Raw genomic sequence first — 14,704 nt, 5'->3', positions numbered from 1 at the left:
GCGTGGCATCCTCACAAACCAACGACGTACGCGTCGCCGTGCCTGATCAATGTAAGCGAAAAATCTGACGGGGTCGTAAATCTTGTCGGAACTGTGATCTTGAAAGTCAGCGGTTGCGGACGATGTTCGCGCCCAGATAGGCGCCATAGGCCAGCAACCCGGCCACTGCGAATTTGCGTGTCTTGGGCGCGATCAAGGCCAGCCCGATCGCGGTCTCGATGCCGCCGTCGATGTAGGTGTGTTGCAACGTGTTGTCCGGAAACGCCGACTTGGTGGCGGATTCGAACAGCTCCGGGCGTACGAAGTGCGACAACCCGGTGGCGGCCACCACCAGCCCGGTCGCTTTGATCAACGGCTCTGCAGACATCGACGTCCTCTCGCAGGTCAACTGATGTGGTAGTCGGAGAGCGGGTACGTCGACGCCTCGCGTAATGCCTCGTGCGTAGTCATCGGCCGCAACAACGTCGCCTCACCACTGGGATTGAAATAGTACGACCGCGCCGACGCGCAGTTGCCGAGGGTGAACAAAGAGGTGCCCAGCAGCTCGGTCATCTCGTCCAGATAGCGGGCGTTGGCTTCTTCGGTGATCTCGAACGTGGTTGCCCCGCGTTGCTTCAGTTCGCCGAAGAGCCGGTCCATGTGCCGCATCTGATATTCCATCGAGTTGAAGAAGTTCAAGCCGAGGAACGCATACGGACTGGCCAGGCTCAGGAAGTTGGGGAAGTACGGAACCGAGACACCCTGGTAGGCCTGGAATCGGGTCTCGCGCCACCACTTGCCCAGGTTTCGGCCGTCGCGGCCGATCACCTCGATGGCCGGGAAGTTCGCTTCCCAAAGGTCGAAACCTGTTGCCAACACCAGGGTGTCGATGACGGACTTGGTGCCGTCGTTGGCGACGATACCGTCGGCCTCGATGTGGTCGATGCCGCTGGACTGCAGGCGCACGTTCGGTCGGGTGAAAGCCCGATAGAACTTGTTGGAGAACGTCGGCCGTTTGCAGCCGAAGTCGTAGTCCGGGGTGAGCTTGCGGCGCAATTCCTTGTCCCGGATGACGGCGAACCGCCACAACTGGGAGAGGTAGGCCGCGATGCGATTCCCCAGCGGGAAGCGGTTGTAGTGCAGGACGCCCCAGTCGACCAGCACCTCGTAGGCGAAATCGGTGACGGCGCGGATCGCGCGCTGGGACAGCGGTACGCGCGCGAACAGCCGCTTCGCCCTGGCCGAGAATTTGACGTCGAGTTTGGGCACGACGTAGATCGCTGTGCGCTGATACACGGTGAGATCCGCAGCGTCGCGGGCCAATTCGGGGATGAGCTGGACGGCGGTGGCGCCGGTGCCGATGATGCCGATCTTGCGGTTGGTGGCGTCGTAGCTGTCGTCCCACGCCGCGGTGTGGACGATCGTGCCCTCGAAAGTGTCGATGCCCGGGATCTCCGGCGTGCGCGGCTGGGACAGGAAGCCCGTCGCGGTGATCAGGTATCGCGCCGCCAGGGTGTCACCGTCGGCGACCGTGACCCGCCACAGCTTGTCTTCGTCATCCCAGCGGGCGCTTTCGACGGTCGTGTTGAACCGGATGTGGCGGCGCACGTCGTACTTGTCGGCGACGTTGTCGGCGTACTGCTTGATCTCGGCCCCGGTAGAGAACAGCCGGTTCCAGTTCGGGTTGGGCTCGAAGAAATACGAATACGTGGTGGTGGGGACGTCGACGGTCAACCCCGGGTAATGGTTGACGTACCAGGTGCCGCCCAGATCGTCCTCGCGATCCAGAATGACGAAGTTCTCGAATCCGAGGCGCTTGAGCTCGATCGCTGCACCGATTCCTCCGAAACCGGCGCCGACGATGATCGCGTCGTACTGCGTTGGCATGCGAACAGAATACCGTATCTTACTCGTCAGTAAGATACGCCGTTTGGCCCCAATTCCGGGGACTGATGTCGTCTCGGCCGACGTTGCTCACCGCGTCGGGCTGCGCTCAGGGCAACGCCGACAGCGCGGCGTCGACGGCGAGGGCCGGTACGTCGAGCTTTGTGGAGCCGAGGTCGTGGCGGGCGCCGGTGATGTCGACGATCGACGCCGGCGCGGGTATGAGCGCGGCCGCCTCGCGAAGTTCGTCGATGGTCCCGAACGGGTCGGCGGTGCCGTGGGTGAACACCGTCGGCGCGGTGATGTCGCCGAAGTGCTCGGTGCGCAACCGGTCCGGCTTGCCGGGCGGATGCAGGGGGTAGGAGAACGGGGTCAGCACATCGACGAGGCCGGGATTCTCGGCGACGACCATCGAGGTCTGTCGACCCCCGTAGGAATGTCCACCTGCCAGCAGCGGACCGGCAGCCAGCGATCGGGCCAGCGTGAGTGCATCGACGATGCCGGCCCGGTCGCCGCCCGCCGACCCCGACGGCGGGCCCTTCGGGCGGCGCCGGCGGTAGGGCAGGTTGTACCGGATCGAGAGCCAGCCGCGGGCGGCCCACTCGTCGCAGATCCGGATCAGCAGAGGTGACTCCCGGCTGCCGCCGGCACCGTGGGTCAGCACCACGACACCGGCCGGGGTGCCCTCCGGTTCGTGTGCGACGCCGGCGATCTCGTCGAGGTCGGTCATGACTGCAGTCGCCACAGCGCCGACACCGGGCCGTGGCCGCTACCAAGGGGATAGGCCGCGCGGAGGCACTCCGTGACCCACGCTTTGCCGAATGCCACCGCCTCGGGCATCGAGTACCCGTGAGCCAGCGCGCACGCGGTGGCCGCCCCCAACGTGTCACCGGCGCCGTGGTCGTGGCCGGTGTCCACCCGCGGGGCGTCGAACTCGTGGAAATCGGTGCCGTCGTACAGCAGGTCCGGACTGTGCGTCGATCCCCGCAGATGGCCGCCCTTGACCAGCGCCCACTGCGGGCCGAGTGCGTGCAGCGCCTTGGCGGCATCGCGCTGGGTCTGCTCGTCGACGACGTCGATACCGACCAGCAACCGCACCTCGTCAAGATTGGGGGTGACCAGACTGGCCAGCGGAAAGAGCTGGCTGCGCAGGGTCTCCAATGCCGACGGGTGCAGCAGCGGGTCGCCGTGCATCGAGGCGCAGACCGGGTCGACGACGAACGGCGTGGTACCCGCCAGGCCGAGGTCGCGCCACGTGCCCGCCACCGATTCGATGATCTGCGACGAGGCCAGCATGCCGGTCTTGGCGGCCTGCACGCCGATGTCGGTGACCACTGCTGAGATCTGACCGGCGATCACGTCGGTCGGAATTTCGTGAAACCCCTTGACACCCAATGAGTTCTGTACCGTTACCGCAGTCACGGCGACCAGTGAGTGCACCCCGAGCAGAGCGAAGGTGCGCATATCGGCCTGGATGCCCGCACCGCCACCGGAGTCAGAGCCTGCGATGGTCATGACGCGAAGCGGCGTCTGGCCGGGCGGGGTCAGGGGGAGCACATTCACGGCACTGAGTTTTCCAGAGGGATGTACACCCGGTTGCCGTGTGCGGCGAACTCCTCGGATTTGGTGTCCATGGCGTCGCGAATGTCCTGCGTGATGCGCATCGAGCAGAACTTCGGCCCGCACATCGAGCAGAAGTGTGCGGTCTTGGCGGGCTCGGCGGGCAGGGTCTCGTCGTGGAACTCGCGGGCGGTGTCGGGGTCCAGGGACAGAGCGAACTGGTCGTGCCAGCGGAAATCGAACCGGGCCCGCGACAGCGCGTCGTCGCGTTCCTGCGCACGTGGGTGGCCCTTCGCCAGATCGGCGGCATGGGCGGCGATCTTGTAGGCGATCACGCCGTCCTTGACGTCCTTGCGGTTCGGCAGGCCGAGGTGTTCCTTCGGTGTGACGTAACACAGCATCGCGGTCCCGGCTTGGGCGATGATCGCCGCGCCGATCGCCGACGTGATGTGGTCATAGCCCGGCGCGATGTCGGTGGCCAGCGGACCGAGCGTGTAGAACGGCGCCTCTTCGCACAGCTCCTCTTCGAGGCGCACGTTCTCGACGATCTTGTGCATCGGCACATGGCCGGGGCCTTCGATCATCACCTGTACCCCAGCGGCTTTCGCGATCTTCGTCAGCTCCCCCAGGGTGGCTAGTTCGGCGAATTGAGCCGCGTCATTGGCGTCGGCTATCGAACCCGGGCGCAAGCCGTCACCAAGGGAGAACGTGACGTCGTAGCGCGCGAGGATCGCGCACAGTTCCTCAAAGTTGGTGTACAGGAACGATTCTTGATGATGAGCCAAGCACCAGGCGGCCATGATCGCGCCGCCGCGACTGACGATTCCGGTGACGCGCTCGACCGTCAGCGGGATGTGGCGCAACAGCACGCCGGCGTGCACGGTCATGTAGTCGACGCCCTGCTCGCACTGCTCGATCACGGTGTCGCGGTAGATCTCCCACGTCATCCGGGTCGGATCACCCTTGACCTTCTCCAGCGCCTGGTAGATCGGCACCGTGCCGACCGGAACGGGGGAGTTGCGCAGGATCCACTCCCGGGTGGTGTGGATGTCGGCGCCGGTGGACAGGTCCATGATGGTGTCGGCGCCCCACCGGGTGGCCCACACCATCTTGTCGACCTCCTCGGCGATCGACGAGGTGACTGCCGAATTACCGATGTTGGCATTGACTTTCACGGCGAAGGCCTTGCCGATGATCATCGGCTCGCTCTCCGGATGGCGGTGGTTGGCGGGGATCACCGCCCGTCCGCGTGCCACCTCGTCGCGCACGAGTTCGGCGTCGACGCCCTCCCGCGCGGCGATGAAGGCCATCTCAGCGGTGATCTCACCGGCCCGGGCGCGCTGTAGTTGGGTGCCGCGATCGGTGACGATTCCGGGCCGGGCGGGCAAGCCGGCATGCACGTCGATCACCGCGTCGCCGTCGGTGTAGGGACCCGAGGTGTCGTAGAGGTCCAGGTGTTCGTCGTTCGACAGGTTCACCCGGCGAAACGGAACGCCGTCGCGATAGATCTTCGTGCTACCGGCGATCGGGCCGGTGGTGACGGTGGGATTGACAACAGCACTCATTACACATCTCCCTACGCCGGCATTACCCGGACAGGTTCTACGGTCGACGGCCGCTCAGCCGTCCTCTCAGCGCACTCGTTGTGCGCTCCCGTGTGGTTGGTTTCCGTCGCCAACGCTAGCAGTCAACGGTGGGGGTGAGCTGATCGAGTTTCACGTTTGGCAGCGGTCTCCTCGAACTTTGGCTGCGAAACGTGAAATTCGACGGCGGTGTCGGTGCCCGATGGCATGCTCCCGCGATGGCCGAGCGGGAGGTGTTTCTTGCCCGGGAGGCGCTGGCGGATGGCCGGCTCACCAGGAGTGAGCTGGCCCGCTGGTACCAACCGTTGTTCCGCGGTGTGTACATGCCGAAGGGCGATGTCACTCTGTGGGACCGGGCAAAGGCGGCATGGTTGGCGACCGGCCGCCAAGCAGTGATCACCGGCGTCGCCGCGTCCGGTCTCTACGGCTCGAGTTGGGTCGACGCAGACACACCCATCGAGTTGATATCGCCGCGACATGCGCGGCCGCAACGGGGTCTGGTTGTCCGTCAGGAGTCGCTCGCACCGGACGAGGTCACCAAAGTTTCGGGCATTCCCGTCGTGGCGCGCGCACGCGCGGCCTTTGATCTCGGCCGGCATCTGCGGCGCGGCGAAGCCATCGCCAGGATGGATGCGCTCATGCGAAACCAGGTTTTCTCGGCCGAAGATGTGCTCATCCTCGCCAAGCGGTATCCCGGTGTGCGCGGACTGAGGCAGTTGGGCAGCGTGCTGCCCCTGGTGGATGGTGGGGCGGCCTCGCCGCAGGAGACGCGGCTTCGGTTGCTCTACATCGACTCCGGGCTCCCGCGTCCCACAACGCAGGTCCCGGTGTTCGACGGCTGGCGGGCGGTCCGGGTTCTGGACCTGGGCTGGGAGGAATTCCGGGTCGGCTCGGAGTACGACGGCGACGTACATCGCACGGACCGTCGGGCATACGTGAAGGACCTGCGGCTGCGCCCGAAGGTGGAAAGCCTCGGATGGGCGGTCGACCACGTGATCAAGGAGGACCGCGACGACGAGATTGTCGGCCGGGCCACCAAGCTCTTGAGATCCCGCGGCTGGAGGCCATGACGGGACCGCGCCGAGTTTCACGTTTTGCAGCGGTCTCCTCGAACTTTGGCTGCGAAACGTGAAATTCGACGGATTGGCTCTCGATGATTTGTATAGCTAACATATGCGTTATTGCGCCGGAGGGCGCCCATTGCTTTTTGCTGGACGATTGCACACGAAACGAGATTTGCCCGTGACGACCGAGCTTGACCCGGCCCTGGCCGAGACCGACCGGCGCCGCCGCCGGATGGACCACGACCACCCGCACTACAAGTGGGTGGTCCTGTCCAACACGACGCTGGGCATCCTGCTGGCGTCGATCAACGCCTCGATTGTCCTGATCTCCCTGCCCGCGATCTTCCGCGGTATCGGCCTGAACCCGCTGGCTCCCGGCAACGTCAGCTATCTGCTGTGGATGCTGATGGGCTACCTGGTGGTGACCGCGGTTCTGGTGGTGCCGTTCGGCCGGCTCGGCGACATGTTCGGCCGGGTGCGGATCTACAACATCGGCTTCGTCGTGTTCACCCTGGCGGCCATCGCGCTGTCGTTCGATCCGTTCCACCTCGACGGCGGCGCGATCTGGCTGATCGCCTGGCGAGTGGTCCAGGGTGTCGGCGGCGCGATGCTGATGTCGTCGTCGTCGGCCATCCTCACCGACGCCTTCCCGGCCAATCAGCGCGGCATGGCGCTGGGCGTCAACATGGTTGCCGCCGTTGCCGGTTCGTTCCTGGGGCTACTCATCGGCGGCGTGCTCTCCGAGGTGCACTGGCAGGCGATCTTCTGGGTGGGTGTGCCGATCGGCGTCATCGGCACTCTCTGGAGCGTGCGCTCGCTGAAAGAACTGGGTGTGCGCAACCCCGGCCGGATCGACTGGGCCGGCACCGTCACCTTCGGTGTGGGCTTGACGGTCTTGCTGATCGGCATCACCTATGGCATCCAGCCCTACGGCGATTCGACGACCGGGTGGACGAGCCCGATGGTGCTGGGCTCGATCATCGGCGGCCTGGCGCTGCTGGTGGTGTTCTGCTTCATCGAGCTGCGGGTGTCACAGCCGATGGTCGACATCAGGCTGTTCCGGTCGGCGGCCTTCGGCATGGGCAACCTCGCCGGGCTGATGTCCTCGGTCGGCCGCGGTGGCCTGCAGTTCATGTTGATCATCTGGTTGCAGGGCATCTGGCTTCCGTTGCACGGCTACAGCTTCGAATCGACCCCGTTATGGGCGGGCATCTATCTGTTGCCCGCGACTTTCGGCTTCCTCGCCGCCGCACCGATCGCCGGATCGCTCGCCGACCGGTTCGGCGCCCGGCCGTTCACCGTCGGCGGCATGCTCTTGATGGCAGCCACTTTCGTTGCCTTGCTTCTGATTCCGGTCAACTTCAACTACTGGGTGTTCGCTGTTCTGGTGTTCCTCAACGGCATCGGCGGTGGCATCTTCACCGCACCCAACACCGCGGCCATCATGTCGAGCGTCCCCGCCTCGCAGCGCGGGGCCGCCTCCGGGGTGCGCTCGACGTTCTTCAATGCGGGCAACTCGCTGTCGATCGGGATTTTCTTCTCGCTGATGATCGTCGGGTTGGCCCACACCCTGCCCACCGCCATGAGCCAGGGCCTTATGGCGCAGGGTATTTCGCCCGACGTCGCCCACGACGTGGCCAACCTGCCGCCGGTCGGCAGCCTGTTCGCGGCGTTCCTGGGGTACAATCCGATCGGCGAGCTCCTGGCGCCCTACAACGCGCTGCACCAGCCCGGCGTCAATACCGAAGTGCTGACCGGGCAGACGTTCTTCCCGAACCTGATCACCGAACCGTTCCACTCCGGCTTGGTGGTGGTGTTCGGCGCCGCCGCGCTGATGATGGTGATCGGCGCGATCGCCTCGATGTTCAACCCGGGCCGCTACGGCGTCGCCGAGGTCACCGAAGACCAGGCGCCCGCGACGACGACGACGACCGAGTAGCCGGCGGCGGGGCGGTACCTTCGGCGACCCAGCGATGCAACCGTCCCGCGGTGCGCCACATTGCGGCTTGAAGTTCGGCAGGCCCGACTTCGGCCTGCGCGCATGCGGTCAGGCGGTCGGAGATCCTGGATAAGGTCAACGCGCCCATCCGGGCGGTGCGGTCCCGCGAGGCGCGCATGCTCTGCGCAATCGCCTCCCGGAACTCGAGCAGATCGCCGACCGTTCTGGACCCGCCGGTCGGCCGCTGCCGTCGATACTCTTCGATGAGCGCGTCGATACAGGTCAACGCCTGATGCGCAGTGCTTTTCGGGATCGGGATGCTGAGGTCCGAGCTCACTCTGTGAGCCCAGCACACCCGCTCTAACGGACCGTGACGAGCCGAGAACGGCTACGAATCACGAATCCGAACGGCCGACCAAGATGAGGTCACGAAGCGCGAACGCCGGGACCGCGAGTTCATCGGAGAGCTGGGCCGCGAAGGAGCGGGCGATGCGAGGACCGTCGCGCTGTTCGTCGAAGTCACCGGTCAGGTCGACGGCGATTCGGCAGCCAAACGTGTCGCTGGCCTCCACCACGTTGATGCCCTGAACGCCGGCGGGCACCGCAAGCCTCCCGGCGGCCGCACGAACGTGTTCCACCGTCGCTGCCCAATCGACGTACACCGACACAAACGACCCCATCTCGACCATGGTTGTGCCGGTAAGCGACGGTCGCCACTCGAATCGCCGAATGTTCACTCACCGGTTACCCGGGCCGGTTCCCTTGCTCCAATGCTGCGGCGTGGCCTATCACCCGTCGTGGGAGATGTCCACATTCTCCGGCTGGTCGCCGGACCGTCGCCGGCGGACCACCACGACGGTGATTGCGACGCCCGCGAGGACCACCACCGCTGCGATCCCGCCGCCGATCAGTAGCGTGCGGTTCTGGTGTTGCTGAGCCTGTGCCGGGGACGCCTGTTGCCCGGCAACGAGTTTGATGTCGTAGCCGGGTAGTGGGTCCTGAGCCGGTGGGTCGACCCCTGGCAGTAACTGGGTCCGGGAGATCTGGAACAACGCCTCGCCGTGCTCGTCCTTCGACCATTGCCCCCATGCCGGAATCTCGCCGTCGAGAAGAACTCGCGTGGAATCGCCGACGGCGGGGTCCTTACCCAGGTCCGTCAACGTGCGAACCCGGAACGGCGCGGAGGTGCCCTGGTCGAATGTCACTTGGACAAGGGCGTTCTTGATGATGTTCAGCGGTGCAGGTTTCTGCGGGGGCGCCTGCCCGGGCGCCGGCTTGAAACCGCCGCCGGAGAAGCTGCCGACCGAGATGTTGGTCGGCGGGGCTGAACCGGCTTCAGTCGAGGCGGTGAAGCTGTACACCCCGGGCCCTGGGGTGTCGATCACGGCACGCTGCAACGGCGGGACCGTGAATGTCTTTGGTGCGCCGCCAGAGTCGTACACCACCCGCAGCGGAGCCTGATATGGGTTGATGAAGACCGGGCGGTAGTACCGGTCGTAGGAAGTCCAGCGCGAGTTCCATTTCTTGACCGGACTGTTCAGCCGCCCACCCCTGGATCGGGCCGGGCGTGGAACCGCGGACTTCACCTTGTTCGCGTAGGAACGGGCACCTCTGGTGGTGGTCCTCGGGCCGACGACCCTACCGCGCCGCGCGGTGGTGGCATCGTCGCGCGGGACGTCAGCGGTGTCCGGCTGGGGCTCGGCGTCGGGCTCGTCGTCCGGGTCTGCGGTGGGACTCGGGCCGTCGTCATCCGTGCTGTGGGTCTCCGGAACGGAGGGCTCCGGGGTTTCGGTGCCGGACGGCTCCTGGGGGCCGCTGTCCGGGTGCTCGCCGTCGGGGTGCTCGTCCTCGGGGTGCTCGTCCTCGGTACCAGGTTCCTCACCCGTGGGCTGCGGCGCCTGCTCGGGCTCCTGCTGATCTTCTCCGGGCGAGTCCGGCGCGTCCTCGTCGGCGGGGTCGTCCACCTCAGGCGCATCGTCCATGCCGCCGTCGTCGACCTCGCCCGGGTCGTCGAAATCCACGCCGCCCTCATCGTAGGCGCCGCCGTCGTCATAACCGCCGCCGTCGTATCCGCCGCCGTCGTCGTAGCTACTGCCGCCGTCGCCATCGTCCGGGTCGGCGGAACTGACCGGGATGCCCGCGAACAACGTCGACATCGACAGGGCGACGGCTGCGGTGAAAGCTGCAGGCCTGTAACAGAACATTGCGGTTGCGCGGCGCACCGAGACCTCTCCTTTGAACGCCACGGAGCGGCCGTGGCACTGCCATCAAATCATCCTGGCCGCGATGATGGAACGTCTTCGTCGTTTGCTGGGCAGTGGTGGCGTGTCATGACACCGCATCGCGACTGTCCCAACTGGCCTCCGAATCGGTGCGGCCTTGGGTAGCTTCGGAGACCGTGCCCGCGCTGACGAACCGCCAGATCCTCCTTCGCCGCCGCCCCTCGGGCCTGGTGCAATCCACCGACACCGAGCTGGTCACCACACACGCACCCGATCTCGCCGAGGGGGAGGCGCTGCTGCGCACCACCTACGTTGGCCTGGATGCGGCGGTCCGCACCTGGCTGGACGACCAGCCGAGCTATCTGCCGCCGGTGCAGCTCGGCGAGGTCATCCGTGCCGCCGGCATCGGGGAGGTGGTGGAATCACGGTGCGACGCGTTCGCCGTCGGCGACATCGTCACCACGCTGACCGGTTTTCAGGACTACGCCGTCATCCGCGACGACCTGTTCAGCACACCCATCCCGGGTGAGACCGATCAGCTCGCGATCATGAGCGTGTACGGACCCACCGGTGCCACGGCCTATTTCGGGATGACCGACATCGGCCGTCCGAAAGAGGGCGAGACGGTCGTGGTGTCGGCTGCGGCCGGTGCCACCGGTTCGGTGGCCGGGCAGATCGCCAAGATCGCCGGCGCCCGCGTGGTCGGTATCGCCGGCGGCCCGGACAAGTGCCGGGCGGTGGTCGAGGACTTCGGATTCGACGCCTGCATCGACTACAAGAACGACGACATCGCTGCCTCACTGAAACAGCACTGCCCCAAGGGTGTTGACGTCTACTTCGACAATGTCGGCGGCCCGATCCTCAACGCGGTCCTCGGTCGACTGGCGCCAAGGGCTCGCGTGGTGCTGTGCGGTGTCATCTCCAGCTACCTCACCGGTGAGCATCCGGGGCCGGCCAACTACGTCAACCTGCTGGCCAAGACCGCCTCGATGCAGGGTTTCAATGCCCTGGACATGTGGGGCCGCTTCGATGAAGCCTTCGCCGATCTGCGCCGCTGGGAATCCGAGGGCAAGCTGGTGCACCGCGAAACCGTATTCGACGGCCTGGAAACGTGCGTCGACGCACTCAATGGGCTGTTCACCGGCGCCAACATCGGCAAGATGCTGGTGAAGGTCAGCGAACCATCGAGCGGCTAACGGCTCAGATCGACCAGCACCGGTGCGTGGTCGCTGGGGGAGGGATCGCCCTTCTTGCCCGGCCGGCGTTCGTCTTTCACGATCTCGGCGTGGGTCACCCGTTCGGCCAACGCCGGTGAGCCCAGGATGAAGTCGATGCGCATGCCGCGACGCTTCTGGAACGCCAGCTGGGTGTAATCCCAGTAGGTGTAGACACCGGGGCCGGGAGTGAACGGGCGCACCACGTCGGTGAACCTCGTCTCGACGATGTCGTTGAACGCCTTGCGCTCCGCATCCGACACGTGGGTGGCGCCGTCGAACACGGAGATGTCCCAGACGTCCTCGTCCGTTGGCGCGATGTTCCAGTCGCCGACCAGGGCGATCGGCGCCTGCGGGTCGTCGTGCAGCCACGATTCCGCCGTATTGCGGAGAGCGGCAAGCCATTCCAACTTGTACTGATAGTGCGGATCGGCCAGGGTGCGGCCATTGGGCACATACAGGCTCCACACCCGCACGCCGCCGCAGGTAGCCGCCAAGGCGCGGGCCTCGGCCTTGGCGTCGGCGTCCTGACCCCACGAGGGCTGGCCGTCGAAGCCGACCTCGACGTCGTCGAACCCGACGCGGGAGGCGATGGCCACCCCGTTCCACTGGTTGAACCCGCAATGCACCACCTCGTATCCGGCTTCGAGGAACGGCATGGTGGGGAACTGGTCGTCGGAGCACTTGGTCTCCTGCATGGCCAGTACATCGACGTCGGCGCGGCCGAGCCAGTCGGTGACCCGGTCCACCCTCGCGCGAATCGAATTCACGTTCCAGGTGGCCAGGCGCAAGACGTCGGCGGACATGGCCTACAGCGTACGGGGGCTCAACGACCGGGCATCGACGTAGCGGTGGTGATGATGCAGCCGAAAACCCAGCGAGTGATACAACGTGATCGCGCCCGAGTTGTCGCTCAGCACCTGCACGTAGGCCCGGTCGGCGCCGCGCTGCGCGCCCCAGTCGAGCAGGGCCAGGCACAGCCGGCGGGCATGCCCGCGCCTGCGGTGCGCGGAGTCGACATGCACGGCCGAGATGCCCAGCCAGCGGGTGCCGTCCGGCGCGGTGGTGATCGCGCCCCGACCCACCGCGGCGCCGGCCGTCGAGGCGAAGACGACCTCGCCGTCGACGACCGCCGTCAGCACGTCGGGCGGCACGTCGCGCTCGTAGCAGGCCAGCCAGGCCGCATCCGGGCTCGGCGCAAAGGTCACCGCCTCGTCTGTCTCGGTGGCGGTGACGTCGGTGACCATCACGCGGGTGTGCTTGATGCCGTCAACCCGAATCGGCAGCAGCCGCTCCGGCAGCGCGAGCCACGGCTCCAGGCCGCGCTGCGCGTACCACTCGACGATCGCGGGCAGCGCGGTGATGTTCGACGAGAAGTCTAGTGGTACAGCCGAGTTGGCGCGGCTGGTGTAGCCGCCCGCGGCCCGCAGCAGCCAGCCGTCGTGCCAGCTCTGCTCGGTGCCCGGCCATCCCAGCGCGGCCGCGTGCTCGAGGTTGCGGATCTCGGAGGTCCGTACGGGAACCACGCTGAGCTCCCGTACCGCGACCACGTCAGCGCGGCGGACCTCCACCACTCCGTCGGACTTGGTGCGCACCACGATCAGCGGTTCCTGCGCCAGCAGCTCACCGATCACGTCGGACATCGTGGGAGCGGTGCCCGCGGGCAGGCGGTAGCGGATGCTCACCCGGCTGCCGACCGGCGGCAAACTGGTCATCGGGTCAATGGCCGAACGGGTCGGGCACCTCACCGGGCGTCCACGACAGGCCGGGCACCCCCCAGCCGTTCTTCTTCACCGTCTTCTTCGCCGCGCGCGCATGCCTGCCGATCAGGTGGTCGACGTAGAGGAACCCGTCGAGGTGGCCGGTCTCGTGCTGCAGCATGCGGGCGAACAGGTCATGACCCTCCAGGGTGACCGGGTTGCCGTCGGCGTCCAGACCGGTGACTCGCGCCCACTTCGCCCGGCCCCGGGGAAACGACTCGCCGGGCACCGACAGGCAGCCCTCGTCGTCGTTGTCCGGGTCGGGCATGGTCTCGGGAATCTCCGAGGTCTCCAGCACGGGATTGATCACCACTCCGCGGTGGCGCGTGGTCTTGCCGCGTTCGTCGGCACAGTCGTAGACGAACAGCCGCTTGCCTACGCCGATCTGGTTGGCCGCCAGCCCGACTCCGTTGGCCGCGTCCATCGTGTCGTACATGTCTGCGATCAGATCGGCCAGATCGGAGGGCAGCGAACCGTCGTCAGCGACCGGCACGGGCTGCGTCGGCGTGTGCAGAACAGGATCACCCAGAATCACGATTGGTCTAACCGCCATGACCGGCAAGCTTAGTCAGCCGACGCGCGGGCTTGGCTGCCGTCCCAACCGAGACAACCGTGATTGAATGAGCGCCGAGCACAGGGAAGTCATTTGCAGGTCTTCGAAAGGGTCTACAGATCGAAATGGACGGCGCCATGGCACGGGCCGAGCGGTCCAATGACGACGCTGACCTCCCCGATGGGTTGACTCGCCGCGAATACGACGTCCTGGCTTTCGAGCGGCAATGGTGGAAGTACGCCGGCGCCAAAGAAGAGGCCATCAAGGAACTCTTCTCGATGTCGGCCACCCGCTACTACCAGGTGCTCAACGCTCTGGTAGACCGCCCCGAGGCGCTGGCCGCCGATCCGATGCTGGTCAAGCGGCTGCGCCGGCTTCGGGCGAGCCGGCAGAAGGCGCGTGCGGCGCGCCGACTCGGCTTCGAGGTCCCCTGATTTTTCTCCCGGGGCGCACCCGCTGGTTACAGTGGGCGCGATGAACGACCGCGTACCTGATTCCGCCGGGCTCCCCCTGCGCGCCATGGTCATGGTGCTGCTGTTCCTCGGGGTGATCTTCCTGCTGGTCGGCTTCCAAGCCATGGGCTCGGGCAATGACAACAGCAACGACGACACGTCGGTGCGGACGGTCACCACGACGACGTCCAAGACCTCGGCCGCGCCGGCGCCCAAGGCCGACGTGCGGGTTTTCAACGTCGGTGAAGGTGAAGGCGCCGCAAGCCGGATCGGTGACCGGCTGCGCGAAGCCGGGTGGAATGTCACCGAGACCAGCAACCTGCAGGTACCGCCGCTACCCGCGACCACGGTGTATTACGGCACCACCGACGGGGAGCAGGCCGCCGCGGAGGCGGTGGCCAAGGTGCTCAACGCGCCGGTGGCCCCGAGAATCCCGGAAATCGCCGAGCAGCCACCGGGCGTGATCGTTTTGGTGACCGGATAGGCTTCGGCTC

16 protein-coding genes and 1 riboswitch are annotated in these 14,704 nt (G+C 66.3%); of the genes, 5 read left to right on the top strand and 11 right to left on the bottom strand.

The window, feature by feature from the left end:
- Positions 1-106: 106 nt before the first annotated feature.
- The 5 genes from G6N32_RS24800 to thiC all read right to left on the bottom strand — a co-directional run bounded on the left by G6N32_RS24800 (position 107) and on the right by thiC (position 4,988).
- Entirely contained in the window at positions 107-367 is a 261-nt protein-coding gene (locus tag G6N32_RS24800) for a DoxX-related protein (RefSeq protein ID WP_115318473.1), read from the bottom strand.
- A gap of 17 nt (positions 368-384) precedes the next feature.
- A complete protein-coding gene (locus G6N32_RS24795; protein WP_115318474.1) occupies positions 385-1,866 on the bottom strand; it encodes a flavin-containing monooxygenase in 1,482 nt (493 codons plus the stop codon).
- A gap of 106 nt (positions 1,867-1,972) precedes the next feature.
- Positions 1,973-2,593, bottom strand: coding sequence for an alpha/beta hydrolase family protein (locus G6N32_RS24790; protein WP_115318475.1), 621 nt, complete (start codon positions 2,591-2,593; stop codon positions 1,973-1,975).
- The gene (gene thiD, locus G6N32_RS24785; protein ID WP_115318476.1) at positions 2,590-3,426 is read right to left on the bottom strand and encodes a bifunctional hydroxymethylpyrimidine kinase/phosphomethylpyrimidine kinase; all 837 of its coding nucleotides are present in this window, start codon (positions 3,424-3,426) and stop codon (positions 2,590-2,592) included. The genes G6N32_RS24790 and thiD overlap by 4 nt, the downstream gene beginning before the upstream one ends.
- Positions 3,423-4,988, bottom strand: a complete 1,566-nt coding sequence (gene thiC, locus G6N32_RS24780; RefSeq protein WP_115318477.1) for a phosphomethylpyrimidine synthase ThiC — start codon at positions 4,986-4,988, stop codon at positions 3,423-3,425. Before thiC ends, thiD begins: the two co-directional genes overlap by 4 nt.
- A riboswitch (TPP riboswitch) is annotated at positions 4,980-5,090 on the bottom strand. Its footprint overlaps the gene before it by 9 nt.
- A 134-nt stretch (positions 5,091-5,224) precedes the next feature.
- Here thiC and G6N32_RS24775 point away from each other — a divergent pair.
- Positions 5,225-6,076 (top strand): hypothetical protein, encoded by an 852-nt coding sequence (locus G6N32_RS24775; protein ID WP_115319039.1) that lies wholly within the window; start codon positions 5,225-5,227, stop codon positions 6,074-6,076.
- A gap of 226 nt (positions 6,077-6,302) precedes the next feature.
- Positions 6,303-8,009: an MFS transporter gene (locus tag G6N32_RS24770; protein WP_115319040.1), complete on the top strand. Its 1,707-nt coding sequence runs from the start codon at positions 6,303-6,305 to the stop codon at positions 8,007-8,009.
- Here G6N32_RS24770 and G6N32_RS24765 read toward each other — a convergent pair.
- From G6N32_RS24765 to G6N32_RS24755, 3 genes are all read right to left on the bottom strand, one after another.
- Positions 7,966-8,346, bottom strand: a complete 381-nt coding sequence (locus G6N32_RS24765) for a hypothetical protein (protein ID WP_147291985.1) — start codon at positions 8,344-8,346, stop codon at positions 7,966-7,968. The genes G6N32_RS24770 and G6N32_RS24765 overlap by 44 nt on opposite strands.
- 58 nt (positions 8,347-8,404) lie before the next feature.
- A complete protein-coding gene (locus tag G6N32_RS24760; protein WP_147291986.1) occupies positions 8,405-8,689 on the bottom strand; it encodes a hypothetical protein in 285 nt (94 codons plus the stop codon).
- Positions 8,690-8,797: 108 nt separating this feature from the next.
- Complete coding sequence (locus tag G6N32_RS24755; RefSeq protein WP_115318479.1) at positions 8,798-10,255, bottom strand: ICP22 family protein; 1,458 nt, start codon at positions 10,253-10,255, stop codon at positions 8,798-8,800.
- Positions 10,256-10,407: 152 nt separating this feature from the next.
- Here G6N32_RS24755 and G6N32_RS24750 point away from each other — a divergent pair, with 152 nt between their 5' ends.
- Positions 10,408-11,427, top strand: coding sequence for an NADP-dependent oxidoreductase (locus G6N32_RS24750; protein ID WP_115318480.1), 1,020 nt, complete (start codon positions 10,408-10,410; stop codon positions 11,425-11,427).
- Here G6N32_RS24750 and G6N32_RS24745 read toward each other — a convergent pair.
- Genes G6N32_RS24745 through G6N32_RS24735 form a run of 3 tightly spaced genes read right to left on the bottom strand, consistent with a single transcriptional unit; the run spans position 11,424 to position 13,758 of the window.
- On the bottom strand, positions 11,424-12,236 hold the full coding sequence (locus tag G6N32_RS24745; RefSeq protein WP_115319041.1) for an exodeoxyribonuclease III: 813 nt from the start codon (positions 12,234-12,236) through the stop codon (positions 11,424-11,426). The two genes, G6N32_RS24750 and G6N32_RS24745, sit on opposite strands and share 4 nt — an antisense overlap.
- 18 nt (positions 12,237-12,254) lie before the next feature.
- Positions 12,255-13,160, bottom strand: coding sequence for an N-acetylglutamate synthase, CG3035 family (locus G6N32_RS24740; protein WP_115318481.1), 906 nt, complete (start codon positions 13,158-13,160; stop codon positions 12,255-12,257).
- A 4-nt stretch (positions 13,161-13,164) separates the two neighbouring features.
- Positions 13,165-13,758, bottom strand: a complete 594-nt coding sequence (locus G6N32_RS24735; protein ID WP_115318482.1) for a peptide deformylase — start codon at positions 13,756-13,758, stop codon at positions 13,165-13,167.
- Positions 13,759-13,883: 125 nt separating this feature from the next.
- Here G6N32_RS24735 and G6N32_RS24730 point away from each other — a divergent pair, with 125 nt between their 5' ends.
- Entirely contained in the window at positions 13,884-14,192 is a 309-nt protein-coding gene (locus tag G6N32_RS24730; RefSeq protein WP_047328743.1) for a nucleoid-associated protein NapA, read from the top strand.
- A 40-nt stretch (positions 14,193-14,232) separates the two neighbouring features.
- A complete protein-coding gene (locus G6N32_RS24725) occupies positions 14,233-14,694 on the top strand; it encodes a LytR C-terminal domain-containing protein (RefSeq protein WP_115318483.1) in 462 nt (153 codons plus the stop codon).
- Positions 14,695-14,704: the final 10 nt, after the last annotated feature.

The sequence above is a fragment of the Mycolicibacterium aichiense genome (assembly GCF_010726245.1).
GTDB lineage: Bacteria > Actinomycetota > Actinomycetes > Mycobacteriales > Mycobacteriaceae > Mycobacterium > Mycobacterium aichiense.
The sequence above is the reverse complement of the archived record's forward strand: the minus strand, read 5'-3'. Positions and strand labels throughout refer to the sequence as shown.

Bases quoted from the DNA above. Each gene is read 5' to 3' on its own strand.
- G6N32_RS24800 (WP_115318473.1), bottom strand. From the start codon at position 367: ATGTCTGCAGAGCCGTTGATCAAAGCGACCGGGCTGGTGGTGGCCGCC.
- G6N32_RS24795 (WP_115318474.1), bottom strand. From the start codon at position 1,866: ATGCCAACGCAGTACGACGCGATCATCGTCGGCGCCGGTTTCGGAGGA.
- G6N32_RS24790 (WP_115318475.1), bottom strand. From the start codon at position 2,593: ATGACCGACCTCGACGAGATCGCCGGCGTCGCACACGAACCGGAGGGC.
- thiC (WP_115318477.1), bottom strand. From the start codon at position 4,988: ATGAGTGCTGTTGTCAATCCCACCGTCACCACCGGCCCGATCGCCGGT.
- G6N32_RS24775 (WP_115319039.1), top strand. From the start codon at position 5,225: ATGGCCGAGCGGGAGGTGTTTCTTGCCCGGGAGGCGCTGGCGGATGGC.
- G6N32_RS24770 (WP_115319040.1), top strand. From the start codon at position 6,303: ATGGACCACGACCACCCGCACTACAAGTGGGTGGTCCTGTCCAACACG.
- G6N32_RS24760 (WP_147291986.1), bottom strand. From the start codon at position 8,689: ATGGGGTCGTTTGTGTCGGTGTACGTCGATTGGGCAGCGACGGTGGAA.
- G6N32_RS24740 (WP_115318481.1), bottom strand. From the start codon at position 13,160: ATGACCAGTTTGCCGCCGGTCGGCAGCCGGGTGAGCATCCGCTACCGC.
- G6N32_RS24735 (WP_115318482.1), bottom strand. From the start codon at position 13,758: ATGGCGGTTAGACCAATCGTGATTCTGGGTGATCCTGTTCTGCACACG.
- G6N32_RS24730 (WP_047328743.1), top strand. From the start codon at position 13,884: ATGGACGGCGCCATGGCACGGGCCGAGCGGTCCAATGACGACGCTGAC.
- G6N32_RS24725 (WP_115318483.1), top strand. From the start codon at position 14,233: ATGAACGACCGCGTACCTGATTCCGCCGGGCTCCCCCTGCGCGCCATG.